This is a genomic window from Enterobacter sp. 296B2, from assembly GCF_034106185.1.
Lineage (GTDB): Bacteria > Pseudomonadota > Gammaproteobacteria > Enterobacterales > Enterobacteriaceae > Enterobacter > Enterobacter cloacae_N.
The window spans coordinates 187,365-210,036 of sequence record NZ_JAWNCA010000001.1 but is presented as its reverse complement, the minus strand read 5'-3'; the positions used below and the strand labels follow the sequence as shown (position 1 = coordinate 210,036).

Genomic DNA, 22,672 nt, shown 5'->3' with positions numbered 1-22,672 from the left:
ATAAGTTACGTGGGCGATAAAAAACGCCACGATCAAACCTCATTAAAAGGGAACGTATGTCTTTACCGCCACTGTATGCGCTGCGCGCGTTTGAAGTTGCCGCGCGGCTGAACTCCTTCAGCAAAGCCGCTGAAGCATTGAATATCACTCCGGGGGCGGTCAGCAGGCATGTCCGGACCCTTGAACAGTGGTTCGACTGCGAGCTGTTTAAGCGGCAGGGGCCGAGAGTGGAGGTCAGTGACGCCGGGCGTATTCTTGCCGGGCAGCTTAGCGAAAGTTTCTCGAATATTGAGTGGGCCTGCCGCGCGTTCAGGAGTGAAAATCACCTTCTGCGCCTCAAGGCCCCCAGTACCCTGACGATGCGATGGCTTCTTAGTGTCCTGAAATCTTTTCGCGAGAACCATGCAAAGCCGAAAATCGAAATTGCCAGCGTCTGGATGGACTTCGACACCGTTGACTTCAGCCGTGAGCCATACGATTGTGCGATCCTCCTCGGGAATGGTTATTTCGGCGAGTCAACGGAGAGCAGCCTGCTTTTCAGCGAATGGCTTATTCCGGTTTGTCCCCCGTCGCTGCTCGAACCTGCCCGGCATCGGCTTGAACAGTGCGATCTTATCCATCCCTCACCGGACAGGCGGGACTGGAAGCGCTGGCTTAAAACGACGGGGTTATTTCCCGGTCTCGACATGAGCGGCGGGATTGTGTTCGACACGTTAGAGCAGGGAAGCCTGGCCGCCATGCACGGTCACGGCGTGGCGATGGCCGATCTCCGCCTCACGCTCGACGCGCTGAAAAGCGGCCTGCTCGCGCTGCCCTTCAGGGAGGCGATAGCAACGGGAGATGGCTACTACCTCGTCTGGCCGAAACATTCGCTCAGAGGACAGAGTATTGAACGGTTGCTGGCCTGGCTTAATCTTAACGCGCCGGTTGTTCCTTCGTTGGATATCGTCTGTCTTGATTACAATGAAAAGCGTGTATGAAATAAAAAGCAGGATATTTCTCGCGGAATATCCTGCCTGTTAAATGTATTCAGGCGTAGGGAATATTTGCCATTTTCTTATATCTTTCCGGCAGCGCACTGTTCAGATCGAGTAATTTGTCCAGAATATAAAGCGCAGGCGTTCCTTTTACGCGCTCGGCATCGATCAGTGCCGCGCGTATCACATTGGCAGCCGAGGTCATTTTGCTGAAATACTCTTCTGATTCCGGCGTCTGGACATCCCCGGACACTGCGTAACGCACCCGAGGCCAGTCAGCGAAGTCAGGCAGGGTAAGGGCTGCATCGTCTTTTGGAACGTGTGCCGAGAGCAACGCTTCGGCGTTACCCGGATTGCGTTGAGCGAAAGACAGGAGATGAAGTCGATGGATAAATGGCGAAAGCGCCTCAGCGCGATCGCTATCTGACGAAAGTAACGTGATGAGCTCATGTATATTTTCACCGGCGGTGTTTTTTTCAGGTGAGATCGTTTTCATTAGATGAAATAAAACATCGAGTGTCATAGGTGCTCCATATACATATATTATTATTTGAATTTTGCTATCAATTTCTGGCCAGCAATATACCAGGGATGAAGGGATGGTATTTCAACGCGGATAGGTTTGAAAAACGATAAATAGTGGCAGTCAATGTGAGTTTTACTCAACGTGGGATGATGATCTACTATCCTTCACACTACCTCATGGGTACGCATGAAAAACCGGATTCATTCATTAACTCATTGTTAATTATGAAGAAGCAAGAAATGTTGTTTGCATTGCTTTTATACTGTTTTTCGGCGTTGCAGTTGAGTGTGTATTGCAGAATGAGGTGTTATGGCGGGCGAGAACAAGTTAAGCGACAAGGCGTTAAAAGCCTACATGGTAAACCGCTGCCGCGTCAAAAGATGGTGGCCGATGGACGGGAACTGTCCGCCAGAGTCAGTATGAGTGGCGCTGTGAGCTTTGTTTATTTCTTCAGACATTCCGGCCGACAAAGCGTCCCCGTCTGGATGACGTTAGGCAAGTATCCAGAAATGACACTTAAACAGGCCAGAGAGAAAAGGGACGAGTGCCGGGCATGGTTTTCTCCGGGACTCGATCCACGGAAAGAGAACAAACTCACCAAAGAGAAACTGTTCACTCCAGTAACTGTGTAGAACGCTATCGATTACTGGTGTGATATCTATGCCAGTGAAAAGCGCAAAGAGCAAAGAGACTGTACTTATTTTAATTTTTTCTACCTGGTCCAAATATTTTTCCGATTAAATTCATCTCTTCAAGGTCAGGGGTGAATTGCAGCATTAAAAACTCTTCTAAGGGATGACCGAAGCTAGCCTTTGATGTATTAAGATCCATCGTAGGATTATCTTGCATAAACTTAATTAAATGTTGAAATGTTGTGTAAGATAATACATCGGAAATAAACGTGATTGCTGAGTTTTCAACGCGAATATCAACTTCGAACTTCCCATTTTTGGGTCTCGGATCATGTGATAAATTGGTTATTTCTGATTCGACATATTCGGTTTTGGTTATGTATGTTCTATTCCTTGCCCCATTTAAAAAATTAACTATTCGGGAAAAATCTTTTTTCATTGTTTTTAATACGCCGGAATCTATGTTATCACTTACAATTTGTAATTTCACATCGGTGTTGAACTTTTCAATTATACGGGTACAGAGTGATAGAGCTGTAATTAAGATGTTTTGTAGTAACTGAGAGTGCATGGACTCTTTTTGTTGTTCCGGGTTGAGTCCAACAAAATATGCATATGATGAGGTATATATTACAGAATAAAAAAACTTTAGATTAAATTTTTTAAACAACTCTTTGATTAAATCAATTACTTTGGCTTGCTGAGTTTTATCTAACTCTGACATGTGAAGTTTTTTTATGGGATCGAGGTTGAGTTTGCTTAATCCACTCTCTATCTTTTCTTGTAGGATTGGGACATTCCAGTCATTAATAAGGAATCCTGCCATTACTCCTATTTCGTGGAAGGGTCTTGAGTTTGAATAACCTTTGTCACCAGATTCATCTATGAAAAAATATATTGTTGTTTTGTTCATGCAATCTCCTTAAATCAATATCTTGTCGGTTTAATTACGCGCTGTTGATATTTTTTAAAAATCCCATTAACCTTTAGGATCTATTCCACTTTTGCGAATTTTTTCTCTGCACTCTTTTTTTACCCATGAGCTAAAATCGCCTTCACCAGCCAAAATGTCTATTTGATTAAGTAATTCATCTTCGAGGCGGATGATCTTTCTTGTGCTATTTGAACGATCAGTTTTGTTTTTGGCATTCTTCTCTTACATTGGTTCATGCCACTGTGTTAGCGTTAATTTGAATAGTATGAACCACTTTATATGCGAATACCATAAAAAGCAACGCCCTGAAGTGGTGGAACACTGCCGAGGCGTCTAACCAGATCGTTAACAGGAGTAACGACTATGGCTGGAACACAGCATACCCAAACTCGGCCCAAATTTACATGACTATTCCCTGGTACGCCGCGAGGTCACTCCTGTCTCCAGGTAGTTCTGCGCACCGTTGCAGACACTGGCCCGTGCAAAGTTCTGCGGCTGGGACTTAACCTTTGCCGCTAAAATCCGAACCGAAAGCCCGCTCTCAGTGGCGTGGGTGGATTATGAGAACCACACCCTGTGGAGCAGTTCAAATAATTCATATGCAACTCGCAATATTAGAGTTGCATATATTCAATATTTAACTAATTGCCTCGTAAGATTCTTGATATGATTTCATCTATATTTGGGCTGTAGAGTGATATTGTATAGTAACCATCAATCCCAGCTAAATAATTGTCATAAATATCTTTTGTTACACGCTCGGAATCTGCGAAGTAGACATAATTTCCCTTGAGTTCTGTATCGGAGTAACTTATTTCAGAATAATGATGAAGTTCAATGTTTATTAGATTGATACCTTTATCGTTAAATTTTTTTATGATTTGTTTTTTTTAGGTTGCTGAATAATAAGATGTTGTTCTCACCTATGCCCCCTGACATGCGATCTTTTCCGCCGGACTTCTTTGATTGAACAGAGAAGTAATCAACGTAGAATTTTTTTTCATATGATTTGTTGCTAAGGGTATATGCAACATTCATGATTGAATGGAGTTTATAGTCATGATTGTTTATGGAATAACCTTCGTTGAATATATCAAATTTTTCTGATTGAGTTGGTGAGTAATCTTTTCCGAAAAGTTGGTTAATGCTTAAAATAAAAAGTGGTGAGTATTGGAGTTTTGATATTCTATTTTGCTCAAGGCTAAAGGTTACACTAAGTATAAAAGTTGCGAGCGCTAATATGAATTGTATTGTAGGCGAAATAAATGAAGTAATTTTAAATCCAGACTTTGTCATTTTTAAATCCGCTGCGTTAATGAAAATGGGGGGGGCTTGTGTATAGCAGGTGTTCAGCAGTTCCCGTTTAAAGGGGTAATTTTAAACTAAAAGATTAGTAAGTTCAGAGGGTTATTTTCATAGCATTGCATAATGATCCACTATACTTATGCCCCGAACCAGTGACATGAGGGTGGTATGTCTGGCGAGAACTTATCCAGAATGGGCGCAGCAAAAGTCCGCCTGATTGCGGATCGCCATGGCAATCAGGTAATAGAAAAATGCCCTGTTAGCGATGTTGAATATGGCTTTTATACGCGTGCGGCGGAACCACTCAGCGGCGTTGTTGAATCCCCGCGACTGCTGCACGCCGACCCACGCCGACGCAGCCTGACGCTCGAATACGTTCCTTATAAGATCTGCCAGGATGAGGTTGCAGGGGACGAGATATTGAGGCAACTTTCACGCCTTCACAATTATCCTGCCGACGCCGAATGGATATATCACACCCACACCTGGTCTGCGTCAGCACTTGAAAAATCTCTGTCTCTTCTGGAATTGCCCGCCCGCGCTGAGCGGCAGATGCGACGTTTTCAACAAGCGGGCAGCGTTTTGTTTCGTCAGGAATGTTTAATTTCAGGCGATACCAATGCGGGTAACTGGGGCAGAAGAGAAAACGGCGATACGATACTTTTCGACTGGGAAAGATTCGGCACCGGCAGCCCGGCTATCGACCTTGCTCCACTGGTTAAGGGGATGGGCTCAAAACAAAGCATTTTACAACTTGCCGAGCGCTACTGTGTTTTTGCCACGCATCTGGACGCAGACAGGTTAGCCAGAGAGATTATTCTCGCTAAAGCATGGATTGTGACTGAAGTCGTGTTACTCCTGCACGAAAGGAAAAAGAGCGACTTTAATCTCTATCTTACCTGGTACAGAGAACATCTCCCCGGCTGGCTGGATGAGTCCCTCTCTCTGCTTTGAGCACGTTGTAACAGAACATGCGAACCCCATGCAGCGTTTTGTTTCATAAATGCCATCGCTCATCGACCTTTCAGGATGGTATAACGTCGTGCGGCTATCGGGTTGCCGTAGACTGCCCACATTCACAAAGGCTTATATGAAACAAATTACCTTCAGTGACCTGCAGCAGCAAAGCGAGCAGGCCGCAAATTCTCCTCGCTTACGGGCGCACCGTAATTTACATCCTGAGCTGAGCGACCCGGTGCAGCGCCTGGCTATCGCCATGGAGCCCGGCACTTATGTTCGCCCCCATCGCCACCCGCATACGTTTGAGCTGCTGACGGCGCTGAGCGGTCGCTTTCTGGTATTGAACTTCGATGACAGCGGGAACGTGACCCGGCGCGTGGTGTTAGGCGAAGAGTGCAAAGTGCTGGAGATGGATCCCGGTACCTGGCATGCCGTGCTGTCGCTGGATAAAGGCGGCGTTATTTTTGAGGTTAAGCACGGCGGCTACCAGCCTGTTCCTGAGCAGGATACCGCCCCCTGGTCACCGGCGGAGAACGCGCCCGGTACCGCGGCGCTGATGAAATGGTACGCTCAGGCGCAGGTAGGGGACGGGGGTTTTACCCTGTAATTGTGCTCTCATATCCCCGGCGCGCTGAAAGTCGCGCAGGGAAAGAGGGAGACGATTCCATCAACTCAGCTGACCGTATTAAAATGCCAGTCGCCGGCAGTCGACAGCGTCACGAACGGACCGGCCAGCGTGCTGTTGTGATGCGCAATGATGTCATTGGCGGATAAATGTGCATTATCCATTGTGGTATGCGCATCTGAAATCAATACCGTCCTGAAACCCAGCTCCGGCGCGGCCCGGCAGGTGGTGTCGACACAAAAATCTGTTTTCATCCCGGCAATGACCAGCTGTTTGACACCTCGCTGATTAAGTTTGTGCTGCAAATCGGTTTCCCGAAAACAGCTGGGATAGCGCTTGGTGAAAACAACATCCTGCTCCTTCACGTCCAGCTCCGGTATCAGCTGTGTTAACGGCCCCTTCTCTGAGAAGGGCGAGTCGTCTGGTCCGATATGGCGGGCAAAAAAGACGGGTACCTGCGCGTGCCGCGCGTTGGCTATTAACAAACGGATATTTGCCAGAACGGCATCGGCGGAACTGGGGGAAAAAGGGCCCCGGAAGAGACCCTGCTGCATGTCGATGATTAAGAGAGCATTGTCAGATGAAACCATTTTCTTTCTCCATTCAGAGGGTGGTGAACGGAGAGAGATTTCCCCGTCCTGGCTGGCGGGGATTGAGGTTCTGTTTGTCAGTCGTTCGCTACAGATACGCTCGCACCGCCGAAGGTTCCGGTGGTGGTGAGGGTGGTTGTTGGCTGAACTGACTGATACATAACATGGCCTTTGTTAATACATTCCGCTGTATACGGAATTATCGCGTTAGTTATAACGTTGCTTAACTCATTCCTTCAATACACCAACTTGAGTAGGGGCCTGATGCAGCGGCAGGAAGGAGTCTGCAAACATGTCAGGCTCATAGCCTGCAGCGGTATAAAGATGCTGACGTGATTCATCAATCGCTGCACGGAGACGTGCTCTGTCCACGCCCAGCACGTTGCCGCCTTGCTTAACGATGCGTCCGCCAATCATCACGGTGTCAATATTGCTGCGCTCTGCTGCATGCACGACCGTGCCAAAGGCATTTCCGGAGGGGTAAAGGTTCAGATCCCCCGCGTTAATCAGGATCAGATCGGCCTTCTTGCCCGGCGTCAGGCTGCCGACTTTCTCCTGCAGACCGGCGCACGCCGCGCCATCGAGAGTGGCGGCCTTCAGAAGCTGGGCTGCCTGAAGCGTTTTCGGGGAATGTGCGCTGCGACAGCCGTGTTGTTGATGCATACCCATAACGCGCTGCAGGTAAAACGCTACGCGCATCTCCATAAACATGTCACCGCTGTAGGACGTTTCATTATCCACGCTTAGGCCAGGGTGAATGCCGTGGCGCATCGCTGACTGAATGGCAAACATCCCGTCCTCAATGCCGTAGTGTGCGTCGGAGCGAGGGCAGACGTTTACCCTCACGCCAGCATCTCTCAGGATCGCCCAGCCTTCGTCAGGCAGCGCCGTGCAGTGATTAAAGATATTATCCGCGCCCAGCAGTCCCTCCTGATGCAATACCGCAAGCCGTGAGGCCATCTCACCGCCGAAAAATTCAGTGACGATCGGCAGCCCGAGCCTGCGCGCCTCAGCCCACATTTCCGGCTCCAGCTGCGCCATCACCGCCAGCGACACAAGTCCGTCCGGTTTGTCCCGGAAATACTTTTCCTGCAGGCGTTGCCAGTTTCCTGGCCAGTGTGCGGTATCCCATTCCCCGGAAACCGGTGCGCCTGAAGCGTGAATGGCGCGGATCCCCGCATCCAGAAGCGCCTCGACGGCGGCATCCGAATGGGCTGCGCTGCGGCTGTTGTGGGAATTATCAATGACGGTGGTGATCCCGGCGTCAATACAGCCCAGCGCGGAGAGGAGGTTGCCAACGTACATATCGGCAGGGCGGTAGTATTTCGCAAATGAGAAATGCGTGGCGTTGCAGTAGTCTTCCAGCGATTCCGCGTTGGGGTTGATGCGACGCAATTGCCCCTCCCAGGCGTGGCGATGGGTGTCCACCATCCCCGGCATAGCAATCATGTTTGTAGCATCAATAACCCTCGCTCCCTTTGCCTCCAGGTTTTCGCCGACAGCCACAATGGTGGGCCCGGCGATCAGGATCTCGCCGCGTTCAATATTGCCCACGCTCTCATCCATGCTGAGGATCGTAGCGCCACGGATGAGCGTCGCCGGGGAAGTGGTGTTTTGATTATTCACAATATTTCTTGCGTAGCCGGTCATTTTCAGTCTCTTTCTGTCATTAGTACCGAAACGCTACGCCACTTAATTAACGCGAAAAAGATGCGCAATGCGTTTTCATTATTCATAATTAGCGAATAATTAAATTTATAAAGGCTTTGGGACAAATGGATCGTATCCAGGCAATGCAAATCTTTGTGCGGGTGGCGGAGTCCGGCAGCTTCGTTCGCGCGGCTGAAACACTCTTCCTGCCTTCATCAACGGTCACCAGCACGATTAAAAATCTGGAAAAATACCTGCAGGTGCGCCTGCTGAACAGGACGACACGGCGGGTGAGCGTGACGCCGGAAGGTTTACAGTACCTGACGCACTGTCGGGAAATTCTCTCATTAATCGAGCAGGCGGAGTCCAGCCTGAGCGATTCCGGCAGTCGGCCACAGGGACGCCTGCGGGTAGATATACCTGCCGGGATTGCTCATCACATCGTGATGCCACATCTGGACGAGTTCTGCCGTCTTTATCCGGATATCTACCTGACGATCGGCGTCAGCGATCGCCAGGTTGACCTGGTGCAGGAGGGCGTCGACTGTGTAATTCGAACAGGGGAACTGAATAACTCCACGCTGGTAGCCCGTCCTCTGGGCCGTTTTCGCTGGGTCACCTGCGCCTCGCCGGACTATCTCCGGGAATACGGTATTCCCCAGTCGCCCGATGCGCTGAGCGGGCACCGAGCGGTTCACTATTTTTCCGGGCAGAGACGACGCGCGAACGAATTGCGCTTCGTTCAGGGCAATGAAATGCGGTCTGTTCCAGTGAGCGGTGCTGCCGCCGTCAATGATACGGAGCTTTATATCCAGATGTGTCTTAAGGGTTTTGGGCTGGTGCAGGTTGCCGGGAATATTGTCGCAGAGCATCTGCGCGAGGGAAGGCTGGTGGAGGTGCTGGCGGACTGGCAGCCGCCGTCGGTGCCCGTCACGCTGCTTTATCCCCACCAGCGTTATCTTTCTCCTGTCGTGCGCGCTTTTGCTGACTGGATAGCCGGGATTATTTAATACTCCCAAGCCCCTCCAGAAAATCCTCAACCTGCTCAGGCGTAGCCGTGTCTGCCTGGTAAAGGATATCGAGCTTAACGTTCTTCAACCCGCAGAAGCCAAATACACCTTCGATAATCTGCGTCTGAATCGCCGTCGAATAGCCATGTTTGTCGAATCCGGCGAGATCGCTGCCGCCGGTGGCAATCAGGCGGACGGGAACGTCCCGTAAGTTACCCACAATCCGTCCGTCGTCGGCCACCTTATACGCCCAGTTCAGGGTTAAAACGCGATCGAACCAGCCTTTCAACAGCGCGGGGACCGACCACCAGTACACCGGGAAGACAAACACCAGCATATCCGCCCGCTCGACGCGCTGCTGCTCGCGCAAAATATCGTCGGGAAGCGCGCTCGGATCGCCGTGATAGAAATCGAGATCGGCGCGGGCCATCGCCGGATTAAACCCTTCAGCATGCAGATCGGCGATCTCAACCTGTGTACCTTGCTCGCGTAATTTCCCGGCAATGCGGGTAGCCAGCGTATGGGATAAGGACGTGTCGACAGGGTGAGCCGTCACGATCAGCGCGTTATTGATGGCGTGTGTTGCAGACATAGCGACCTCGCAATGGGTGAGAATTGATGTCTATATTACTATTGGTAACTTATCTGTCAATCCGCCCCAGGCGATCATTTTGTGCTATTCACATAGGTCTCCAGCACGCCGATCATCGCGCCGCTGAGCGTATCTTCCGCCACGTTCCGGGCGAGCACGCCGTTACCCGCGGCCGTGCTGAGCGCGTCTGCCGCACCGATAATGGCCGTCAGAGCTGCTTCTCCCTGAACGCCTTTCAGTACGACGAACGGGGAAAGCGCGGTACGCAGGCAGTCGGCACATTCGGTCACGCATGCCTCCCGAAACGTCTGCAACGCGCGGGAGCCGGATAGCGCCGCTGCGATTGGCCCGGTTTCAGGCCCGGCGGAAATGGCGCAGTCGATATAAGCGGCGCTGAAAAAGCGGATCGTCTTTTCCAGCGTTTTGCTGTCGACCGCCAGCGTCTCACGGAATTTCGCCAACTGCCGATCGCTATAGTCCTGGTACAGCGCCATCAGCAGCCCTTCACGATCGCCGAAGTGGTCGTAGGGGATAGGCTTGGTCACGTTGGCTCGCTCCGCCAGGTAGCCAAGGGTCAGCGCCTCCGTGCCTTGCTGACGAACGATTCCGCGCGCAACCTCCAGTAGCTGCACGCGGCGGTCCTCTTTTCTCAAGCGCTTAACAACCATGTTTTCCTCTGAACTGTTATCTACTCATGGTAGTTTACACGTTTTCTGCGGGGTGCTGCACCCGTTGTTCCGCAGGGCGGATCCGGAACCAGATCGCATACATCGCGGGCAGGAAGACGAGCGTGACAATTGTCCCGCCCAGCGTTCCGCCGATTAGCGTGTAAGCCAACGTGCCCCAAAATACCGAATGCGTCAGGGGGATGAACGCCAGCACGGCGGCCAGTGCCGTCAGCAAGACGGGCCTGGCTCGCTGGACCGTTGCCTCGACCACCGCCCGGAACGGATCGAGACCCTCGTTCTGGTTATGATTGATTTGGCCAATCAGGATCAGCGTATTGCGCATAAGAATCCCGGAAAGGGCGATCAGGCCGACCAGCGCGTTGATGCCAAACGGCTGATTGAAAATCAGCAGGGTCGGCACCACGCCAATCAGCCCCAGCGGGGCGGTTAAGAACACCATCACCATCGCCGAGATTGAGCGCACCTGCAAAATGATGATCAGCAGCGTCAGGGCAATCATAATCGGGAACAATGGAATCATTGCCTGCGTGGCTTTTCCCGATTCCTCAATCGAACCCGCCATGTCAATACGGTACCCGGCCGGCAGCGTCTCAACAATCGGCTGGAGCTGCTTCATGATGGCGACCGACACGTCCGGTGGCTGAAGGCCGTCGGCGATATCACCGCGCACGGTGATTGTGGGGGTACGATCGCGACGGCGCAGAATCGGATCTTCCATACCGATCTCAATCTTGCCGATTTGAGACAGCGGAAGGCGCTGTCCCGCATTGCCGACCAGGGTGAAGCCCTCAATTTTCGCCGGATCGAGACGGATATCACCCGCCGCGCGACCAATGACCTCTACCGAACGAATATCTTCCCGTACGGTGGTTATCGGCACGCCTGATAGAAGGAACTGAAGCTGCTCGGCAACGGCGCTGGAGGTTAAGCCGGTCGCCTGCAGGCGGCTTTGATCGAGAGTGAAATGCAATACCGGAACGCGCGACCCCCAGTCGGTGTTGACGGTTCGCATCATCGGGCTTGCCTGAAGCACGGCTTTCACCTTATCAGCAATGTCGCGCACCTTGCCTACGTCCGGGCCTGACACACGCCAGGCGACCGGGAAGGGCGAGTAGGGGCCAAACACCAGCTGCGTCACCCGCACGCGCGCTTCGGGCGCAAGGCCGTTGGCGACAGCCTCTCTCAGCCGGAGCTTGAGCGCCTCGCGTGACGTCTCGCTGTCCGTCAGGATCACAATTTTCGCAAAAGACGGGTCGGGCAGTTCAGGCGCCATCGCCAGATAAAAGCGGGGCGAACCCTGACCAATATAGGCAGTGACAATGTTGGCTTCAGGCTGCTGGCCCAGCCACGCTTCGATTTTTGCCGCTGCGGCGCTGGTTTGTTCAATCGAGGTGCCGTAGGGCATCTGCACCTCAACCAGAACTTCCGGGCGATCGGAGGTCGGGAAAAATTGTTTTTTTACCAGACCCATGCCGAGCACGGCCAGGATGAAAATGGCGACCACCGACCCGGCCACTCGCCATTTTCTGGCGATAACGCTGGCAAGCAGCTGGCGAAAACGGTTATAGCGAGGCGTGTTATAGATGGCGGCATGGCCTCCTTCTACTTTAGGGATCGTTGGCAGGATCTTCACCCCCAGATAGGGCGTGAACACCACGGCGACGAACCACGAGGCCATGAGAGCGAGGCCAACCACCCAGAACATGTTGCTGGTGTATTCTCCGGCGGTCGACTGGGCAAAACCATTCGGCATAAAGCCAATGGCCGTCACCAGGGTACCGGCCAGCATCGGCGCGGCGGTGTGGCTCCAGGCGTAGGCCGAGGCTTTGATTCTGTCGTAACCTTCCTCCATTTTCACCACCATCATTTCAATGGCGATAATGGCATCATCAACCAGCAGGCCGAGGGCGAGGATCAGGGAGCCCAACGTGACGCGGTCAAAGTTTATCCCCGCCGCCTCCATCACCACGAAGACCACCGCCAGCGTCAGCGGCACCGCCGCCGCAACCACCACCCCCACGCGCCAGCCCATGCTGACAAAACACACCACCATGACAACCAGCAGGGCGACGAAGAATTTAATCATGAACTCGTCAACCGACGAGCGAATATTCACGGACTGGTCGGTGACCTTGGTCAGGGTCATGCCAAGCGGCAGACTCTCATTAATTTTCGCCGTTTCCGCATCCAGCGCTTTACCCAGCGTCAGGCCGTTCCAGCCCTCGCGCATCACGATGCCGAGCAGCAGGGCGGGCTCATGCTGGTTACGTATCAGCATCGTCGGGGGATCTTCGTAGCCGCGTTCAACCGTGGCGATGTCGGACAGCCTGAGCGTTTTGCCCCGGGCCACAACGGGCGTATCGCGGATCTTCTGCAGTTCGTCGAACGCGCCGTCGAGGCGGATAAAGATTTGTGCGCCTCGGGTCTCGATGGAGCCCGCCGCGGTCAATGCGTTCTGGCCGTTAAGTGCGTTAAAAATGTCCTCAGGGGCGAGGCCCATCGTCGCCAGACGGTCATGGGAGAAGGCGATATAAATCCGCTCGGCCTGTTCGCCAATAATGTTCACTTTCTTGACGCCGGGAACGTGCAGAAGCTGCTGGCGCAGGCCTTCGGCATCACGTACCAGCTGCCGCTGCGGTTCGCTTTTTGCTTTCAGGGCAAAAAGGGCAAAGGTGACATCCGAGAATTCGTCGTTGATCATCGGGCCGATGACGCCCGTCGGAAGACGCTGCGATTCATCTCCAAGCTTCTTCCGCGCCTGATAGAACTCCTCCTGCACCTCGGCAGGCGGGGTTTTGTCCTGCAACGACAAGGTGATAAACGCCATGCCGGGACGGGTATAAGTTTCCGTCCGGTCATACCATTTAAGTTCCTGCAGCCGCTTTTCCAGCGGCTCGGCGACCTGATCCTGGATCTCCTGCGCGGTCGCCCCCGGCCAGACGGTTATCACCGTCATTTGCTTCACCGTGAAGGGCGGGTCTTCCGCGCGCCCGAGCCCAAAGAAGGCGTAAATTCCGGCGATGGTAACGAGAACGATCAGAAACAGCGTGACGGAACGCTCACGCACGGCCAGCGCTGACAGGTTGAAGCGGCTTCCGCTCATGGCGCGCTCTCCGCAAGTGTGGCATTGCGTTGCGCGGCAAGCCTGACAATTTCACCTTCATGTAAAAGGTGTGCGCCTAACGCCACAATCTTCTCGCCGGGCTTCACGCCGCCCGCGATCTGCACCGCATCTTCACCCACGCTCAGCACCCTGACGGGCGTCCAGGCGACCTTTGCAGGCGGAGCAGAAATGCGCCAGACGCCGGGGCCGTTGCCCGCATCGTAGAGCGAGGCCAGCGGGACCTGCATGACCTGACCTTCCGCTTTATTGTGCTGAATGTTAATCGTGACGGTCGCCCCCAGCGGCGCGTTCGCCAGCGGCCCGTCCAGCACGTAACGAGCTTCGTAGGTGCGGGTTGTGGCATCGGCCGAGTCAGACAGCAGGCGCAGCGTTGCGGTGACCGGGTGTTCTTCATTGCCATACAGCGTGGCCTGCGCTTCGCTGCCGACGGCAGGGCGCAGCGTTTCCGGAAGCTGCACGAGCGCTTCACGCTGTCCCGCTCTGGCGAGCCTGATCGCCACCTGTCCGGCACTGACGACTTGACCCGGCTCGGCGAGCGTCTCCATGACCACGCCGTCAGAATCCGCCAGCAGGACGGCATAGCCCGTGGCGTTGTGCGCCACGCTGGCCTGCGCCCGTGCCGCGCTGAGTTCTGCTCTGGCGGTATCCGCCGCCGCTTTGATTTGGTCATACTCGGAGGCGGACACCGCGCCGGTGGCCACCAGACCACGATAGCGCGCCTCATCGCTGGAGGCTTTTCGCGCGCGCGCCTGGGCTGCGTCCACCGCGCGCTGCTGCGCCTGGGCCTGTAATTTCAGGTCAATTGGATCCAGGCGCAGCAAGGGCTGGCCCTGTTTGACGGTCTGACCCGTATCAACCAGGCGTTCAAGGATTTTCCCCTGAACCCTGAAGCCTAAATCGCTCTGCGTTCTGGCAACCACCACGCCCGTGAAGGCACGGGCGGTATTGTTCGCAAGCTCGACGGAGACGGATCGGACAAGCGGTGGCTTTGTGCGCGGATCGTCATTCGCGGAAATATCGCCGCATGCCGCGAGGGCAAACGGCAGGAGACAAACGGCAACGCGGGCTGAAGTGAGCCTGAGCATGGGAAACCCTTATTGAGGTAACAGGACAGTTTCCGCATTCTGTGATTAGTGACCAATAAAGTCAATGGTCACTAATCAGGGGGCCAGGCTTCTTAAGATCAGTGAGGAGAGAAGTACCGCTGCCGTTGGGGCGGTTTCAAGGTTGTACTGCAGCTGAACGGGGTTAATGTAAGGGCACATCACCATATAGACGGCACAGGTTACCTCATCCAGCGGCGTCTTCCTTTCGAACTCGCCGGACTGTCTGCCTTCGATAATGATGCTCTCAATCAGCTTCATCAGGCTTTGACAATACTTTTCGGTTGAAGGCCACTGCTCCTGCGCGGCGACGGCGGCAATGTCGTAAAGCTTACGGTCGTGGAAAAACAGCTCGCTCCCCGCTTCGGTGAGCGCCTTGAAAAGACGGCGTAATCTTTCGCTTGCTGAAGGCGCATCCTCGATGGCGGAAAGCACCGCCTCCATAATCAGCTCCAGGCGGTTAGCGCAGATCACTTCGCCGATAGCCTGCTTGGAATCGAAGAACTTATAAATGTAGGATTTTGAAAAACCGATAGATTTCGCCAGCTCGGCGACGGTGGTTTTTTCATAGCCGTAGTGACCGAAGTGCTCAAAGGCCGCTTCGACGATTTGTTCTCTGACAGCGTGGTCAAGGGGACCACGTGCTGATGGGGGATTCATATTTTTAGTCATTATTTAAGCTTAGCGTGACAGGCTACGATTAACAACGAGTGACCATTTTGTACTTTGGTTACCGTCATTCATCATGCGCCGTTCAGACGGGACGATCAACCAGGTGGGGTGAGTGTATCACTGTTTTTCGCGCATTATGGCATCTATCTGTCTGCGATAAGCAAGGATTTCAGCGCAACTCCCTTGCACTGAACAAAGCCATTTTTGCTTAAGCCGAGCGTGGACGCAATATTTTTTCAACGATGAGCACCAGACGCCTGCGCGTCACGAAGCGGTGTAGCTGCCCCAGAAGCCAGTTACCGCATCCGGTAATCAGGTAGCTACGGTTACTCTCCACGGCCTTCAGTGCCAGGGTGACCACTTTGTCAGCGGGCATTCTTTTACCTACCGAGGCTTCCTCAGCATTCACCACATCAAAAAAGGCCGTATCCGTTGCGCCGGGGCAAAGCGCCAGCACGCGGATGCCCTTTGAGCGATACTCTCCCCACAGCGCATTCGAAAAGAGTTTTTTTTCGAGGTGAGGGCGACGCGATGCGAATTGGTGAACTGTGTGCGAAAACGGGATTGTCGAAAGAGGCGGTGCGTTACTATGAGCGGCAGGGGCTATTAGAGAATATCCCGCAGCCCAATCGCAGCAATAACTACAAAGTTTATTCCGCCGTCGATTTACAGCGTTTAAACATGATCAAGCATGCCAAAATGCTGGGTTTTACCTTATCCGAAATTTCAGAGGTTTTAGCTGTCTGGGTTGACGACAAATTTACCGCTGAGCAAAAACGCGATTCTTTACAGCGCAAGTTATAGCAGCTTGAAGAGAAAGAAGCGGCGTTAATTGAGCTCAGAGCCAGGATAATAAACGCCATTAACAAAGTCGGCCAGCCTTGTATCGATACGTTTTAATCGACAAGTAAGAAGAGGCCGCAAAACCGATGCGGCCTTATATTTCAGACAGCCAGTTCAGGCATCTGTTCCTTTACAAAATCCAACACCTTCCTCGCGTCCACAAATGCATACGGATATTTATGAGATCGATGATGGAAAGATTGTGGCTAACTGGTACATCAAGAACAATACGGCCCGGTTGATGCGATAATCCTATAAGCCAAGATCGCTCAGCGAAGGGTGATCGTCCGGGCGTCTGCCCAGCGGCCAGTGAAACAGGCGCTCGGATTCTTTTATCGGCATATCGTTAACGCAGGCATAACGCCGCTTCATCAGTCCGTCCGGCTCAAATTCCCAGTTTTCATTGCCATACGAGCGGAACCAGTTGCCGGAATCATCATGCCATTCATAGGCATAGCGCACCGCGATCCGGTTATCCGTAAATGCCCAGAGCTCTTTAATCAGACGATAGTCCAGCTCTTTTTTCCATTTCCGCGCCAGAAACGCCCGGGCTTCTTCACGGTTGGTGGCGAACTCTGCGCGGTTGCGCCACTGGGTATCCAGCGTATAGGCCAGCGCGACTTTCGCCGGGTCGCGGCTGTTCCAGCCATCTTCTGCCAGTCTGACTTTTTCGATGGCGCTTTCACGTGTGAAGGGCGGTAAAGGAGGACGTGTGTTCATTGCGGTAACCTCAGCGTTAGATGAAGTAGACAGGTCTGTCTACCTGATGTAATCTATGCCTGTGAAATAACGCTGTCAATATCCGTTTTGAGGCCGCCGAAAAAATGAAAACACAATCCGCAAGCAACGATACAAAAATTAGCGTCAGGGATAAGATATTATTGACGGCGCACGATCTGTTTTATTCCACGGGCTTCAGGGCGACGGGGGTGGATACGCTGATTAAAGCGTCAAAAGTGACCAAGGTGACTTTTTATCGCCATTTCCCGAGTAAGAGCTTGCTTATTCTCGCCTATTTGCACTATCGGCATGAAATATGGATGAACTGGTTTGAAGCCTCTCTGCGCCGTAACCTCGCCGAAGGTCAGGTACTTTCTGACGCGATATCTGCAACGCTTTGCGAATGGTTTAATTCGTCCGAATTCCACGGCTGTGCGTTTATTAACGCCAGCGCAGAGGCAAAGTCCGAAGAGATTGAAAATGAAATAAAAGAGATATGCCGCGACCATAAAGCAGAAACAAAGAAAAAAATCGAAACGCTCGCCGGTATAACGGATGAAAAGACCAGTAATGACATTATGATGCTTATTGACGGGGCTATTATTCATGCCCAAATGGGAATGGATACCGAAGCGGTAATAAACGCGTTAAAAACGGGCTTAGAAAAACTGACGGGTCAGTGATATTTCCCCGTGCTTAATCGGCCCTTATCCCGGGCCGATTAAGCCCCCGTGTCATACCGTCGGGATGGTGCCGCCATCAATGACAAATTCAGTACCGGTAATACTCGCAGCATGTGATGAGGCGAGGAAGACGATGAGGTTAGCCACCTCAATCGGTCTGGCGGGGCGTCCGAGCGGTATTCCACCTAACGCCTTCATAATGATCTGCTTGCCACCTTCGTAGTCTGTTCCTGCCTGCTTCGCCAGTCTCTCCGCGAGTGCCACCGCCGCTTCAGTTTCGATCCAGCCGGGTGCAACGCGCACTACCCGAACGCCCTTCGGCGAGACTTCCTTTGACAGGCTCTTGCTGTAGGTTGAGAGGGCTGCTTTAGCCGCCGCATAGCCCGTGGTTGATTCCGGTAACGGCAGGTCGCGCTGAATAGACGTCACGTGAATAATCACCCCATTTCCCTGTGCGAGCATTCCGGGAAGCAGGGCGCGGTCTAAGCGTACCGCAGGTAACAAATTAAGATTGAGTTCCTGCTGCCACGCTTCTTCGTCAAGCGCAGCAAAACCGCCACCGGGGGAGGTTGAACCGCCTGCAACATGGATAATCACGTCGACCCCTCCCATCTGTTCCTGCACCGCAGATGCGACAGCGGCACATCCGGAGACCGTCGTAAGGTCAGCGGCTACGAACGTATCAGCGATATTTACGTCTGGCTCGTGGCGCGCAGTGGTGAATACCGTTGCGCCGAGCTGTTTTAAAAGCCCGACAACTGCTTTTCCCAGCCCTTTCGTGCCAGCGGTAACAAGCACGCGCTTACCGGTGAAATTAATATCTAATGACATGACCAATAACTCCCGTTATTTACAGTACAGGCATATTCAACATAGACTGAGAAATTGACAAGTACGCACGAAAAAGTGAGTTACTAAATTATGAGTAAGTTATATAGTCCGGAATCTGCCGCAAGCGGCGTGGAGCAAGTATTACGGCTGCTGGAAGGGCGCTGGAAATTAATTATTCTTTTTCATCTTTTCGACGGAAAAGTGCAGCGCTACTCTGATTTCGAAAAGCTGATCCCCGGTATTTCTCAGAAGATGCTGGCGCAGCAGCTTCGACAGCTTGAGTCCGACGGTATTGTTTCGCGGATGGTCTACCCTCAGGTACCACCGAAAGTGGAATATCGCCTCACCGATTGGGGGCAGGCACTGTGCCCGGCGCTGGATGCCATGCTGAAATGGGCAGAAAAACGTGAGGATTACGCGAGCCAGGCAACCGATGGAAGTGCTCTCAACATTCCCAACGGCGAATGACACCATAAAATTGTTGTCATTCGCCTTTCGTTAACGCCGGTTATTAGCACGGAGAGCGCCCATGCCCCCTCGCAGCAGAGCATTCTCAGGATTATGAGGATGCCTCTTTAGAAAGCGTGTCATGCTGTGCCAGCGACAGCGCGCTGGCGCTGGCGGGGTCGAACAGCGAGATGCTCTCAATCTGATTAAGTAAAATCACCTTCCGGAACGACATGGCGCTTTGGGGTTCAGAGTCGAGCGTGATGTCATGCTCTGCATACCATCTGCTGTAATTATTCTCGATGCGAAAGTTCATCGTCTTCGCGTCCCTGTACCCGCTTAGCATCGGGATCAACACGATATTGGCCGTTTTTTCATATTCCAGCGTCGCGGTGTGGATCATGCCGACGTAAATTCTCCTCGACCGGAGCGTGACCTGCGCCAGTTCGCCTTGCTCCATACACTGGTACAGCAGCTGTTCAATACCGCTCGACTGGGCCAGACGTTTGTAGAGCTTTTTACGGCTTTTACCGTCCAGCCTGGCGCTGCCCGCCCAGTTAGAGCGGTAGAGGCAAAACAGGATGGCAAACGCCAGCATCACGACCACCGGTGCCTGAATGCCCAAAAAACTCCAGTTCATAAAGTCGACTTGCCAGTCGGCATACTGCTGCGACGTAAAGTGAAACGTGTTGTCGGCGGCGGAGAGGGCGAGCAAGAATAGCCAGAGCAGACCGGTGGCAATCACGCCCTGCAGAACGAAAATACAGCCATAAAGCGCAACGAGAAAATAGACGTCCCAGCCGAAGGAACGCTTGATTTTAAAGCGCGTCGACAGATCCCGGCTGGTGTACCAGTACCCGCATACCATCAGCACCATAAATATCGCCGTTCCCATTTCAGGCCCTCTTCAGCGCGTTGACGTGACGCAGAAAATCCTGCCGCACCTCGTTGCTTTTGTAGTTCACCGAGGCGTTCCCGTCCTGGTCGATAATGATGCGATCGCCATCTTCGACGGCTTCAATAATTTCCTGCTGGCTCATCACCTGGAGCAAAGATTCGGGGCTGGAGAAAAGCGAGAGAAAGAAGCGTTTCATGTCAGGCATCCTTATGAATTAAAAAGAATAAGCCTGGAAGATGACCGGCGAATTTGCCTTAAGGATATCCTGAAAGTGAAAGCCGGGTGGCGGCTACGCCTTACCCTGACTACAAAAGTCACTTATTTGAACGTCAATAACTTATTGATGTGTCTACATAATAAAAAATAAATAATCACAAACTTGGACAAATAACGTTAATTGTGTAAGTTTTAATTATGCGATTACGCCACGTTGTTTACAGCCAGGATGTGACCCATGAGCACTTTGCCCTCTGTCGTGAGTCGGTTTGTTGAGTTCTACGCCGCACTGGATAGCCAGCCGCCTTCCGCGCTGGTGGGGCTTTACCATTCGAATGCCACGCTTATCGATCCATTCGGCGAGCACGACGGGATTTTCGCGCTTCAGCGCTATTTCACCCATCTGCTGGCCAATGTCGAGAAGTGCCGTTTTACCATCGACACGCCGCTGTGCAGCGGTAACCGGTTTGTTGTCACCTGGGTGATGCACTGGTCGCATCCGCGCATCGCCGGGGGCGAGCCGCTTGAACTGCCTGGGTGTTCAGTGGTGGAGACGGAAAATGATCTCATCACGCATCAGCGGGACTACTACGATGCGGGAGAGATGATCTACGAACACCTCCCTCTGCTGGGCTGGGCGGTACGCGGCGTGAAGCGGAGGGTCAAATCATGAAGACGGTGCTGATTACCGGCGCAAGCTCGGGCATCGGCGCGGGGCTGGCGAAGTCCTTTGCCGCTGACGGCTTCCACGTGATTGCCTGCGGGCGCGATCCGGCGCGGCTTGAAGCGCTGCATCAGACCTGCCCCAATCTCACCGTTCGCCTGTTCGATATGACAGACAGGGACGCCTGTCGCCAGGCGCTTAGCGGCGTTTACGCCGATCTGGTTATTCTCTGCGCCGGAACCTGCGAATACCTCGACGGTGGCGTGGTGGATGCGGCGCTGGTGGAGCGGGTCATATCCACCAATTTCCTCGGTCCGGTGAACTGCCTGGCCGCGCTGCAGCCGCAGCTGGCCGCCGGCAACCGCGTGGTGCTGGTGAGCTCGATGGCCCACTGGCTTCCCTTCCCGCGGGCAGAGGCCTACGGCGCGTCCAAAGCGGCGCTGAGCTGGTTTGCCGAGAGCCTGCGGCTGGACTGGGAGCCAAAGGGGATTGACGTGACGGTCGTCTCTCCGGGCTTTGTCGATACCCCGCTGACGCGCAAAAACGATTTTGCCATGCCGGGCAGGGTGAGCGTCGACGAGGCGGTCAAGGCGATCCGTACCGGGCTGGCGAAAGGCAAAATGCATATCGCGTTTCCCGCCGGGTTCGGCTTCATTTTGCGGCTGCTCTCCGGGCTGCCCGCGTTGTTGCAGCGCGCGCTGCTGCGCAGGATGGTGCGCTCATGAACATTGCGATTATCGGCAGCGGCATCGCCGGGCTGACCTGCGCCTGGCGTCTGGCCGGGCACCATCAGGTAACCCTGTTTGAAGCGGGCGCCACGCCCGGCGGCCATACCGCGACGGTTGACGTCTCAACGCCACAGGGCACATACGCGATCGACACCGGGTTTATCGTCTACAACGACCGCACCTATCCGCGCTTTATGGGTCTGCTCAGCGAGCTCGGCATCAGTGGGCAAAAAACGCAGATGAGCTTTTCGGTGCACAACCCCGAGACGGGGCTGGAGTACAACGGCCACACCCTGACGTCGCTGTTTGCCCAGCGCCGAAACCTCGTGAATCCGGCATTCTGGCGGCTGCTTGGGGAGATCGTCCGCTTCAATCGTCTGGCGAAACAGGCGCTGGACGGAGAAGTGAACCCGAACGCCACGCTGCAGACGTTTCTGGATCAGCACGGCTTCACGCCGTTTTTCGCGCGCCACTACATTCTGCCGATGGGGGCCGCTATCTGGTCATCGTCGCTGCAGGAGATGAAGCGTTTCCCGCTGCCGCTCTTTTTGCGCTTCTTCCACCACCACGGCCTGCTGGATATCATCCAACGCCCGCAGTGGTACGTGGTGCCGGGCGGCTCGCGGGAGTATATCCGCGCCATGCTCGACAAGCTGGGCGACCGTCTGAATCTGCATCTTAATTCACCGGTGCAGCGCGTGAGCCGCCACGAGCATGGGGTCACGCTTCAGCTCGAAAACGGCGGCCATACCTTCGATCGGGTGATTTTTGCCTGCCACTCCGCCAGCGCGCTGGCAATGCTTGAGAACCCGACGCCCGCCGAACGCGAGGTGCTGGGCGATATCGGCTGGCAGCGCAACGAGGTCGTTTTGCACAGCGATCCGCGCTGGCTGCCGGTGCGGCAGCGCGCGTGGGCCAGCTGGAACTACCGCCTGAGCGCGCAGGAACAGGCCAGCGCCTGCGTGACCTACAACATGAACATTCTGCAGGGGCTGCCTGCGGGCAGTCCGCTGTTCTGCGTCACCCTGAACCCGGACGCGCCGGTGGATGAACGCTTCGTCCTGCAACGCTTTGTCTATGAGCATCCGCTGTTTAACCCGCAAAGCTGGCGGGCGCAGGCGCGTCGCGGCGAGATCAACGGTCATAACCGAAGCTGGTTCTGCGGAGCTTACTGGTACAACGGTTTTCATGAAGACGGCGTGCGCAGCGCGCTGGACGTGGTCAATGAAATAGCCGCCGGGGAGGGGAACTGA

At 53.6% G+C, this 22,672-nt stretch carries 26 protein-coding genes; 11 read left to right on the top strand and 15 right to left on the bottom strand.

The genetic code is table 11. The features are described from left to right. Window positions 1-56 precede the first annotated feature (56 nt). Window positions 57-980 (top strand): LysR substrate-binding domain-containing protein, encoded by a 924-nt coding sequence (locus URZ40_RS00975; RefSeq protein ID WP_116340133.1) that lies wholly within the window; start codon window positions 57-59, stop codon window positions 978-980. A gap of 49 nt (window positions 981-1,029) precedes the next feature. Here URZ40_RS00975 and URZ40_RS00970 read toward each other — a convergent pair whose 3' ends face one another. Then, window positions 1,030-1,500: a hypothetical protein gene (locus URZ40_RS00970; RefSeq protein WP_320719607.1), complete on the bottom strand. Its 471-nt coding sequence runs from the start codon at window positions 1,498-1,500 to the stop codon at window positions 1,030-1,032. A gap of 116 nt (window positions 1,501-1,616) precedes the next feature. Between URZ40_RS00970 and URZ40_RS00965 the strand changes: the two genes are divergently transcribed. Continuing rightward, complete coding sequence (locus URZ40_RS00965) at window positions 1,617-2,135, top strand: Arm DNA-binding domain-containing protein (protein ID WP_320719606.1); 519 nt, start codon at window positions 1,617-1,619, stop codon at window positions 2,133-2,135. A 70-nt stretch (window positions 2,136-2,205) separates the two neighbouring features. Here URZ40_RS00965 and URZ40_RS00960 read toward each other — a convergent pair whose 3' ends face one another. Next, window positions 2,206-3,048, bottom strand: a complete 843-nt coding sequence (locus URZ40_RS00960) for a DUF3800 domain-containing protein (protein ID WP_320719605.1) — start codon at window positions 3,046-3,048, stop codon at window positions 2,206-2,208. A gap of 885 nt (window positions 3,049-3,933) precedes the next feature. Then, complete coding sequence (locus tag URZ40_RS00955; RefSeq protein ID WP_320719604.1) at window positions 3,934-4,365, bottom strand: hypothetical protein; 432 nt, start codon at window positions 4,363-4,365, stop codon at window positions 3,934-3,936. Between the two features lie 177 nt (window positions 4,366-4,542). Here URZ40_RS00955 and URZ40_RS00950 point away from each other — a divergent pair, with 177 nt between their 5' ends. Both URZ40_RS00950 and URZ40_RS00945 read left to right on the top strand, forming a co-directional pair. Next, entirely contained in the window at window positions 4,543-5,328 is a 786-nt protein-coding gene (locus tag URZ40_RS00950) for a phosphotransferase (protein ID WP_320719603.1), read from the top strand. Between the two features lie 136 nt (window positions 5,329-5,464). After that, a complete protein-coding gene (locus URZ40_RS00945; protein WP_320719602.1) occupies window positions 5,465-5,941 on the top strand; it encodes a WbuC family cupin fold metalloprotein in 477 nt (158 codons plus the stop codon). Between the two features lie 65 nt (window positions 5,942-6,006). On the opposite strand, the gene URZ40_RS00940 is transcribed toward URZ40_RS00945, so the two are convergent. Then, window positions 6,007-6,549 carry a cysteine hydrolase family protein gene (locus URZ40_RS00940; protein WP_320719601.1) on the bottom strand — a complete coding sequence of 181 codons (543 nt, stop codon included), beginning with the start codon at window positions 6,547-6,549 and terminating at the stop codon, window positions 6,007-6,009. Window positions 6,550-6,777: 228 nt separating this feature from the next. Continuing rightward, window positions 6,778-8,199: an amidohydrolase family protein gene (locus URZ40_RS00935; protein WP_320719600.1), complete on the bottom strand. Its 1,422-nt coding sequence runs from the start codon at window positions 8,197-8,199 to the stop codon at window positions 6,778-6,780. A 125-nt stretch (window positions 8,200-8,324) separates the two neighbouring features. Here URZ40_RS00935 and URZ40_RS00930 point away from each other — a divergent pair, with 125 nt between their 5' ends. Beyond that, window positions 8,325-9,209, top strand: a complete 885-nt coding sequence (locus tag URZ40_RS00930; protein ID WP_320719599.1) for a LysR family transcriptional regulator — start codon at window positions 8,325-8,327, stop codon at window positions 9,207-9,209. Here URZ40_RS00930 and URZ40_RS00925 read toward each other — a convergent pair. The 6 genes from URZ40_RS00925 to URZ40_RS00900 all read right to left on the bottom strand — a co-directional run bounded on the left by URZ40_RS00925 (window position 9,202) and on the right by URZ40_RS00900 (window position 15,846). After that, window positions 9,202-9,801: an NAD(P)H-dependent oxidoreductase gene (locus URZ40_RS00925; RefSeq protein ID WP_320719598.1), complete on the bottom strand. Its 600-nt coding sequence runs from the start codon at window positions 9,799-9,801 to the stop codon at window positions 9,202-9,204. The two genes, URZ40_RS00930 and URZ40_RS00925, sit on opposite strands and share 8 nt — an antisense overlap. Window positions 9,802-9,875: 74 nt before the next feature. Further along, window positions 9,876-10,469 carry a TetR/AcrR family transcriptional regulator gene (locus URZ40_RS00920; RefSeq protein ID WP_320719597.1) on the bottom strand — a complete coding sequence of 198 codons (594 nt, stop codon included), beginning with the start codon at window positions 10,467-10,469 and terminating at the stop codon, window positions 9,876-9,878. A gap of 34 nt (window positions 10,470-10,503) precedes the next feature. Then, the gene (locus URZ40_RS00915) at window positions 10,504-13,593 is read right to left on the bottom strand and encodes an efflux RND transporter permease subunit (protein ID WP_320719596.1); all 3,090 of its coding nucleotides are present in this window, start codon (window positions 13,591-13,593) and stop codon (window positions 10,504-10,506) included. Beyond that, the gene (locus URZ40_RS00910; protein ID WP_320719595.1) at window positions 13,590-14,699 is read right to left on the bottom strand and encodes an efflux RND transporter periplasmic adaptor subunit; all 1,110 of its coding nucleotides are present in this window, start codon (window positions 14,697-14,699) and stop codon (window positions 13,590-13,592) included. The genes URZ40_RS00915 and URZ40_RS00910 overlap by 4 nt, the downstream gene beginning before the upstream one ends. Window positions 14,700-14,774: 75 nt before the next feature. Continuing rightward, window positions 14,775-15,389, bottom strand: coding sequence for a TetR/AcrR family transcriptional regulator (locus tag URZ40_RS00905; protein WP_320719594.1), 615 nt, complete (start codon window positions 15,387-15,389; stop codon window positions 14,775-14,777). Window positions 15,390-15,597: 208 nt separating this feature from the next. Further along, window positions 15,598-15,846, bottom strand: a complete 249-nt coding sequence (locus URZ40_RS00900; RefSeq protein WP_320719593.1) for a hypothetical protein — start codon at window positions 15,844-15,846, stop codon at window positions 15,598-15,600. Window positions 15,847-15,920: 74 nt separating this feature from the next. Here URZ40_RS00900 and URZ40_RS00895 point away from each other — a divergent pair, with 74 nt between their 5' ends. Next, window positions 15,921-16,193, top strand: a complete 273-nt coding sequence (locus tag URZ40_RS00895) for a MerR family transcriptional regulator (RefSeq protein WP_320719592.1) — start codon at window positions 15,921-15,923, stop codon at window positions 16,191-16,193. 291 nt (window positions 16,194-16,484) lie between these two features. On the opposite strand, the gene URZ40_RS00890 is transcribed toward URZ40_RS00895, so the two are convergent. Next, window positions 16,485-16,952 carry a nuclear transport factor 2 family protein gene (locus tag URZ40_RS00890; protein WP_320719591.1) on the bottom strand — a complete coding sequence of 156 codons (468 nt, stop codon included), beginning with the start codon at window positions 16,950-16,952 and terminating at the stop codon, window positions 16,485-16,487. A 104-nt stretch (window positions 16,953-17,056) separates the two neighbouring features. On the opposite strand from URZ40_RS00890, the gene URZ40_RS00885 reads away from it, so the two are divergent. Continuing rightward, the gene (locus URZ40_RS00885; RefSeq protein WP_116340101.1) at window positions 17,057-17,635 is read left to right on the top strand and encodes a TetR/AcrR family transcriptional regulator; all 579 of its coding nucleotides are present in this window, start codon (window positions 17,057-17,059) and stop codon (window positions 17,633-17,635) included. 51 nt (window positions 17,636-17,686) lie between these two features. Here the strand turns inward: URZ40_RS00885 and URZ40_RS00880 are convergent, their stop codons facing one another. Continuing rightward, a complete protein-coding gene (locus URZ40_RS00880) occupies window positions 17,687-18,466 on the bottom strand; it encodes an SDR family oxidoreductase (protein ID WP_116340099.1) in 780 nt (259 codons plus the stop codon). 90 nt (window positions 18,467-18,556) lie between these two features. Between URZ40_RS00880 and URZ40_RS00875 the strand changes: the two genes are divergently transcribed. After that, complete coding sequence (locus URZ40_RS00875; RefSeq protein ID WP_126328462.1) at window positions 18,557-18,934, top strand: helix-turn-helix domain-containing protein; 378 nt, start codon at window positions 18,557-18,559, stop codon at window positions 18,932-18,934. 91 nt (window positions 18,935-19,025) lie between these two features. Here URZ40_RS00875 and URZ40_RS00870 read toward each other — a convergent pair whose 3' ends face one another. Then, window positions 19,026-19,808 carry a hypothetical protein gene (locus URZ40_RS00870; protein WP_320719590.1) on the bottom strand — a complete coding sequence of 261 codons (783 nt, stop codon included), beginning with the start codon at window positions 19,806-19,808 and terminating at the stop codon, window positions 19,026-19,028. A gap of 1 nt (window position 19,809) precedes the next feature. After that, window positions 19,810-20,007, bottom strand: coding sequence for a hypothetical protein (locus tag URZ40_RS00865; RefSeq protein ID WP_008502331.1), 198 nt, complete (start codon window positions 20,005-20,007; stop codon window positions 19,810-19,812). Between the two features lie 258 nt (window positions 20,008-20,265). Here URZ40_RS00865 and URZ40_RS00860 point away from each other — a divergent pair, with 258 nt between their 5' ends. From URZ40_RS00860 to URZ40_RS00850, 3 genes are read left to right on the top strand one after another with little or no spacing between them, the layout of a single operon-like run. After that, on the top strand, window positions 20,266-20,700 hold the full coding sequence (locus tag URZ40_RS00860; protein ID WP_320719589.1) for a nuclear transport factor 2 family protein: 435 nt from the start codon (window positions 20,266-20,268) through the stop codon (window positions 20,698-20,700). After that, complete coding sequence (locus URZ40_RS00855) at window positions 20,697-21,416, top strand: SDR family NAD(P)-dependent oxidoreductase (protein WP_316379082.1); 720 nt, start codon at window positions 20,697-20,699, stop codon at window positions 21,414-21,416. Before URZ40_RS00860 ends, URZ40_RS00855 begins: the two co-directional genes overlap by 4 nt. Continuing rightward, window positions 21,413-22,672: an FAD-dependent oxidoreductase gene (locus tag URZ40_RS00850; protein ID WP_320719587.1), complete on the top strand. Its 1,260-nt coding sequence runs from the start codon at window positions 21,413-21,415 to the stop codon at window positions 22,670-22,672. Before URZ40_RS00855 ends, URZ40_RS00850 begins: the two co-directional genes overlap by 4 nt.

Excerpts from the sequence above, each read along its gene's own strand:
- URZ40_RS00975 (WP_116340133.1), top strand. The coding sequence starts at position 57 with ATGTCTTTACCGCCACTGTATGCGCTGCGCGCGTTTGAAGTTGCCGCG.
- URZ40_RS00970 (WP_320719607.1), bottom strand. The coding sequence starts at position 1,500 with ATGACACTCGATGTTTTATTTCATCTAATGAAAACGATCTCACCTGAA.
- URZ40_RS00960 (WP_320719605.1), bottom strand. The coding sequence starts at position 3,048 with ATGAACAAAACAACAATATATTTTTTCATAGATGAATCTGGTGACAAA.
- URZ40_RS00955 (WP_320719604.1), bottom strand. The coding sequence starts at position 4,365 with ATGACAAAGTCTGGATTTAAAATTACTTCATTTATTTCGCCTACAATA.
- URZ40_RS00950 (WP_320719603.1), top strand. The coding sequence starts at position 4,543 with ATGTCTGGCGAGAACTTATCCAGAATGGGCGCAGCAAAAGTCCGCCTG.
- URZ40_RS00945 (WP_320719602.1), top strand. The coding sequence starts at position 5,465 with ATGAAACAAATTACCTTCAGTGACCTGCAGCAGCAAAGCGAGCAGGCC.
- URZ40_RS00940 (WP_320719601.1), bottom strand. The coding sequence starts at position 6,549 with ATGGTTTCATCTGACAATGCTCTCTTAATCATCGACATGCAGCAGGGT.
- URZ40_RS00935 (WP_320719600.1), bottom strand. The coding sequence starts at position 8,199 with ATGACCGGCTACGCAAGAAATATTGTGAATAATCAAAACACCACTTCC.
- URZ40_RS00930 (WP_320719599.1), top strand. The coding sequence starts at position 8,325 with ATGGATCGTATCCAGGCAATGCAAATCTTTGTGCGGGTGGCGGAGTCC.
- URZ40_RS00925 (WP_320719598.1), bottom strand. The coding sequence starts at position 9,801 with ATGTCTGCAACACACGCCATCAATAACGCGCTGATCGTGACGGCTCAC.
- URZ40_RS00920 (WP_320719597.1), bottom strand. The coding sequence starts at position 10,469 with ATGGTTGTTAAGCGCTTGAGAAAAGAGGACCGCCGCGTGCAGCTACTG.
- URZ40_RS00915 (WP_320719596.1), bottom strand. The coding sequence starts at position 13,593 with ATGAGCGGAAGCCGCTTCAACCTGTCAGCGCTGGCCGTGCGTGAGCGT.
- URZ40_RS00910 (WP_320719595.1), bottom strand. The coding sequence starts at position 14,699 with ATGCTCAGGCTCACTTCAGCCCGCGTTGCCGTTTGTCTCCTGCCGTTT.
- URZ40_RS00905 (WP_320719594.1), bottom strand. The coding sequence starts at position 15,389 with ATGACTAAAAATATGAATCCCCCATCAGCACGTGGTCCCCTTGACCAC.
- URZ40_RS00895 (WP_320719592.1), top strand. The coding sequence starts at position 15,921 with ATGCGAATTGGTGAACTGTGTGCGAAAACGGGATTGTCGAAAGAGGCG.
- URZ40_RS00890 (WP_320719591.1), bottom strand. The coding sequence starts at position 16,952 with ATGAACACACGTCCTCCTTTACCGCCCTTCACACGTGAAAGCGCCATC.
- URZ40_RS00885 (WP_116340101.1), top strand. The coding sequence starts at position 17,057 with ATGAAAACACAATCCGCAAGCAACGATACAAAAATTAGCGTCAGGGAT.
- URZ40_RS00880 (WP_116340099.1), bottom strand. The coding sequence starts at position 18,466 with ATGTCATTAGATATTAATTTCACCGGTAAGCGCGTGCTTGTTACCGCT.
- URZ40_RS00875 (WP_126328462.1), top strand. The coding sequence starts at position 18,557 with ATGAGTAAGTTATATAGTCCGGAATCTGCCGCAAGCGGCGTGGAGCAA.
- URZ40_RS00870 (WP_320719590.1), bottom strand. The coding sequence starts at position 19,808 with ATGGGAACGGCGATATTTATGGTGCTGATGGTATGCGGGTACTGGTAC.
- URZ40_RS00865 (WP_008502331.1), bottom strand. The coding sequence starts at position 20,007 with ATGAAACGCTTCTTTCTCTCGCTTTTCTCCAGCCCCGAATCTTTGCTC.
- URZ40_RS00860 (WP_320719589.1), top strand. The coding sequence starts at position 20,266 with ATGAGCACTTTGCCCTCTGTCGTGAGTCGGTTTGTTGAGTTCTACGCC.
- URZ40_RS00855 (WP_316379082.1), top strand. The coding sequence starts at position 20,697 with ATGAAGACGGTGCTGATTACCGGCGCAAGCTCGGGCATCGGCGCGGGG.
- URZ40_RS00850 (WP_320719587.1), top strand. The coding sequence starts at position 21,413 with ATGAACATTGCGATTATCGGCAGCGGCATCGCCGGGCTGACCTGCGCC.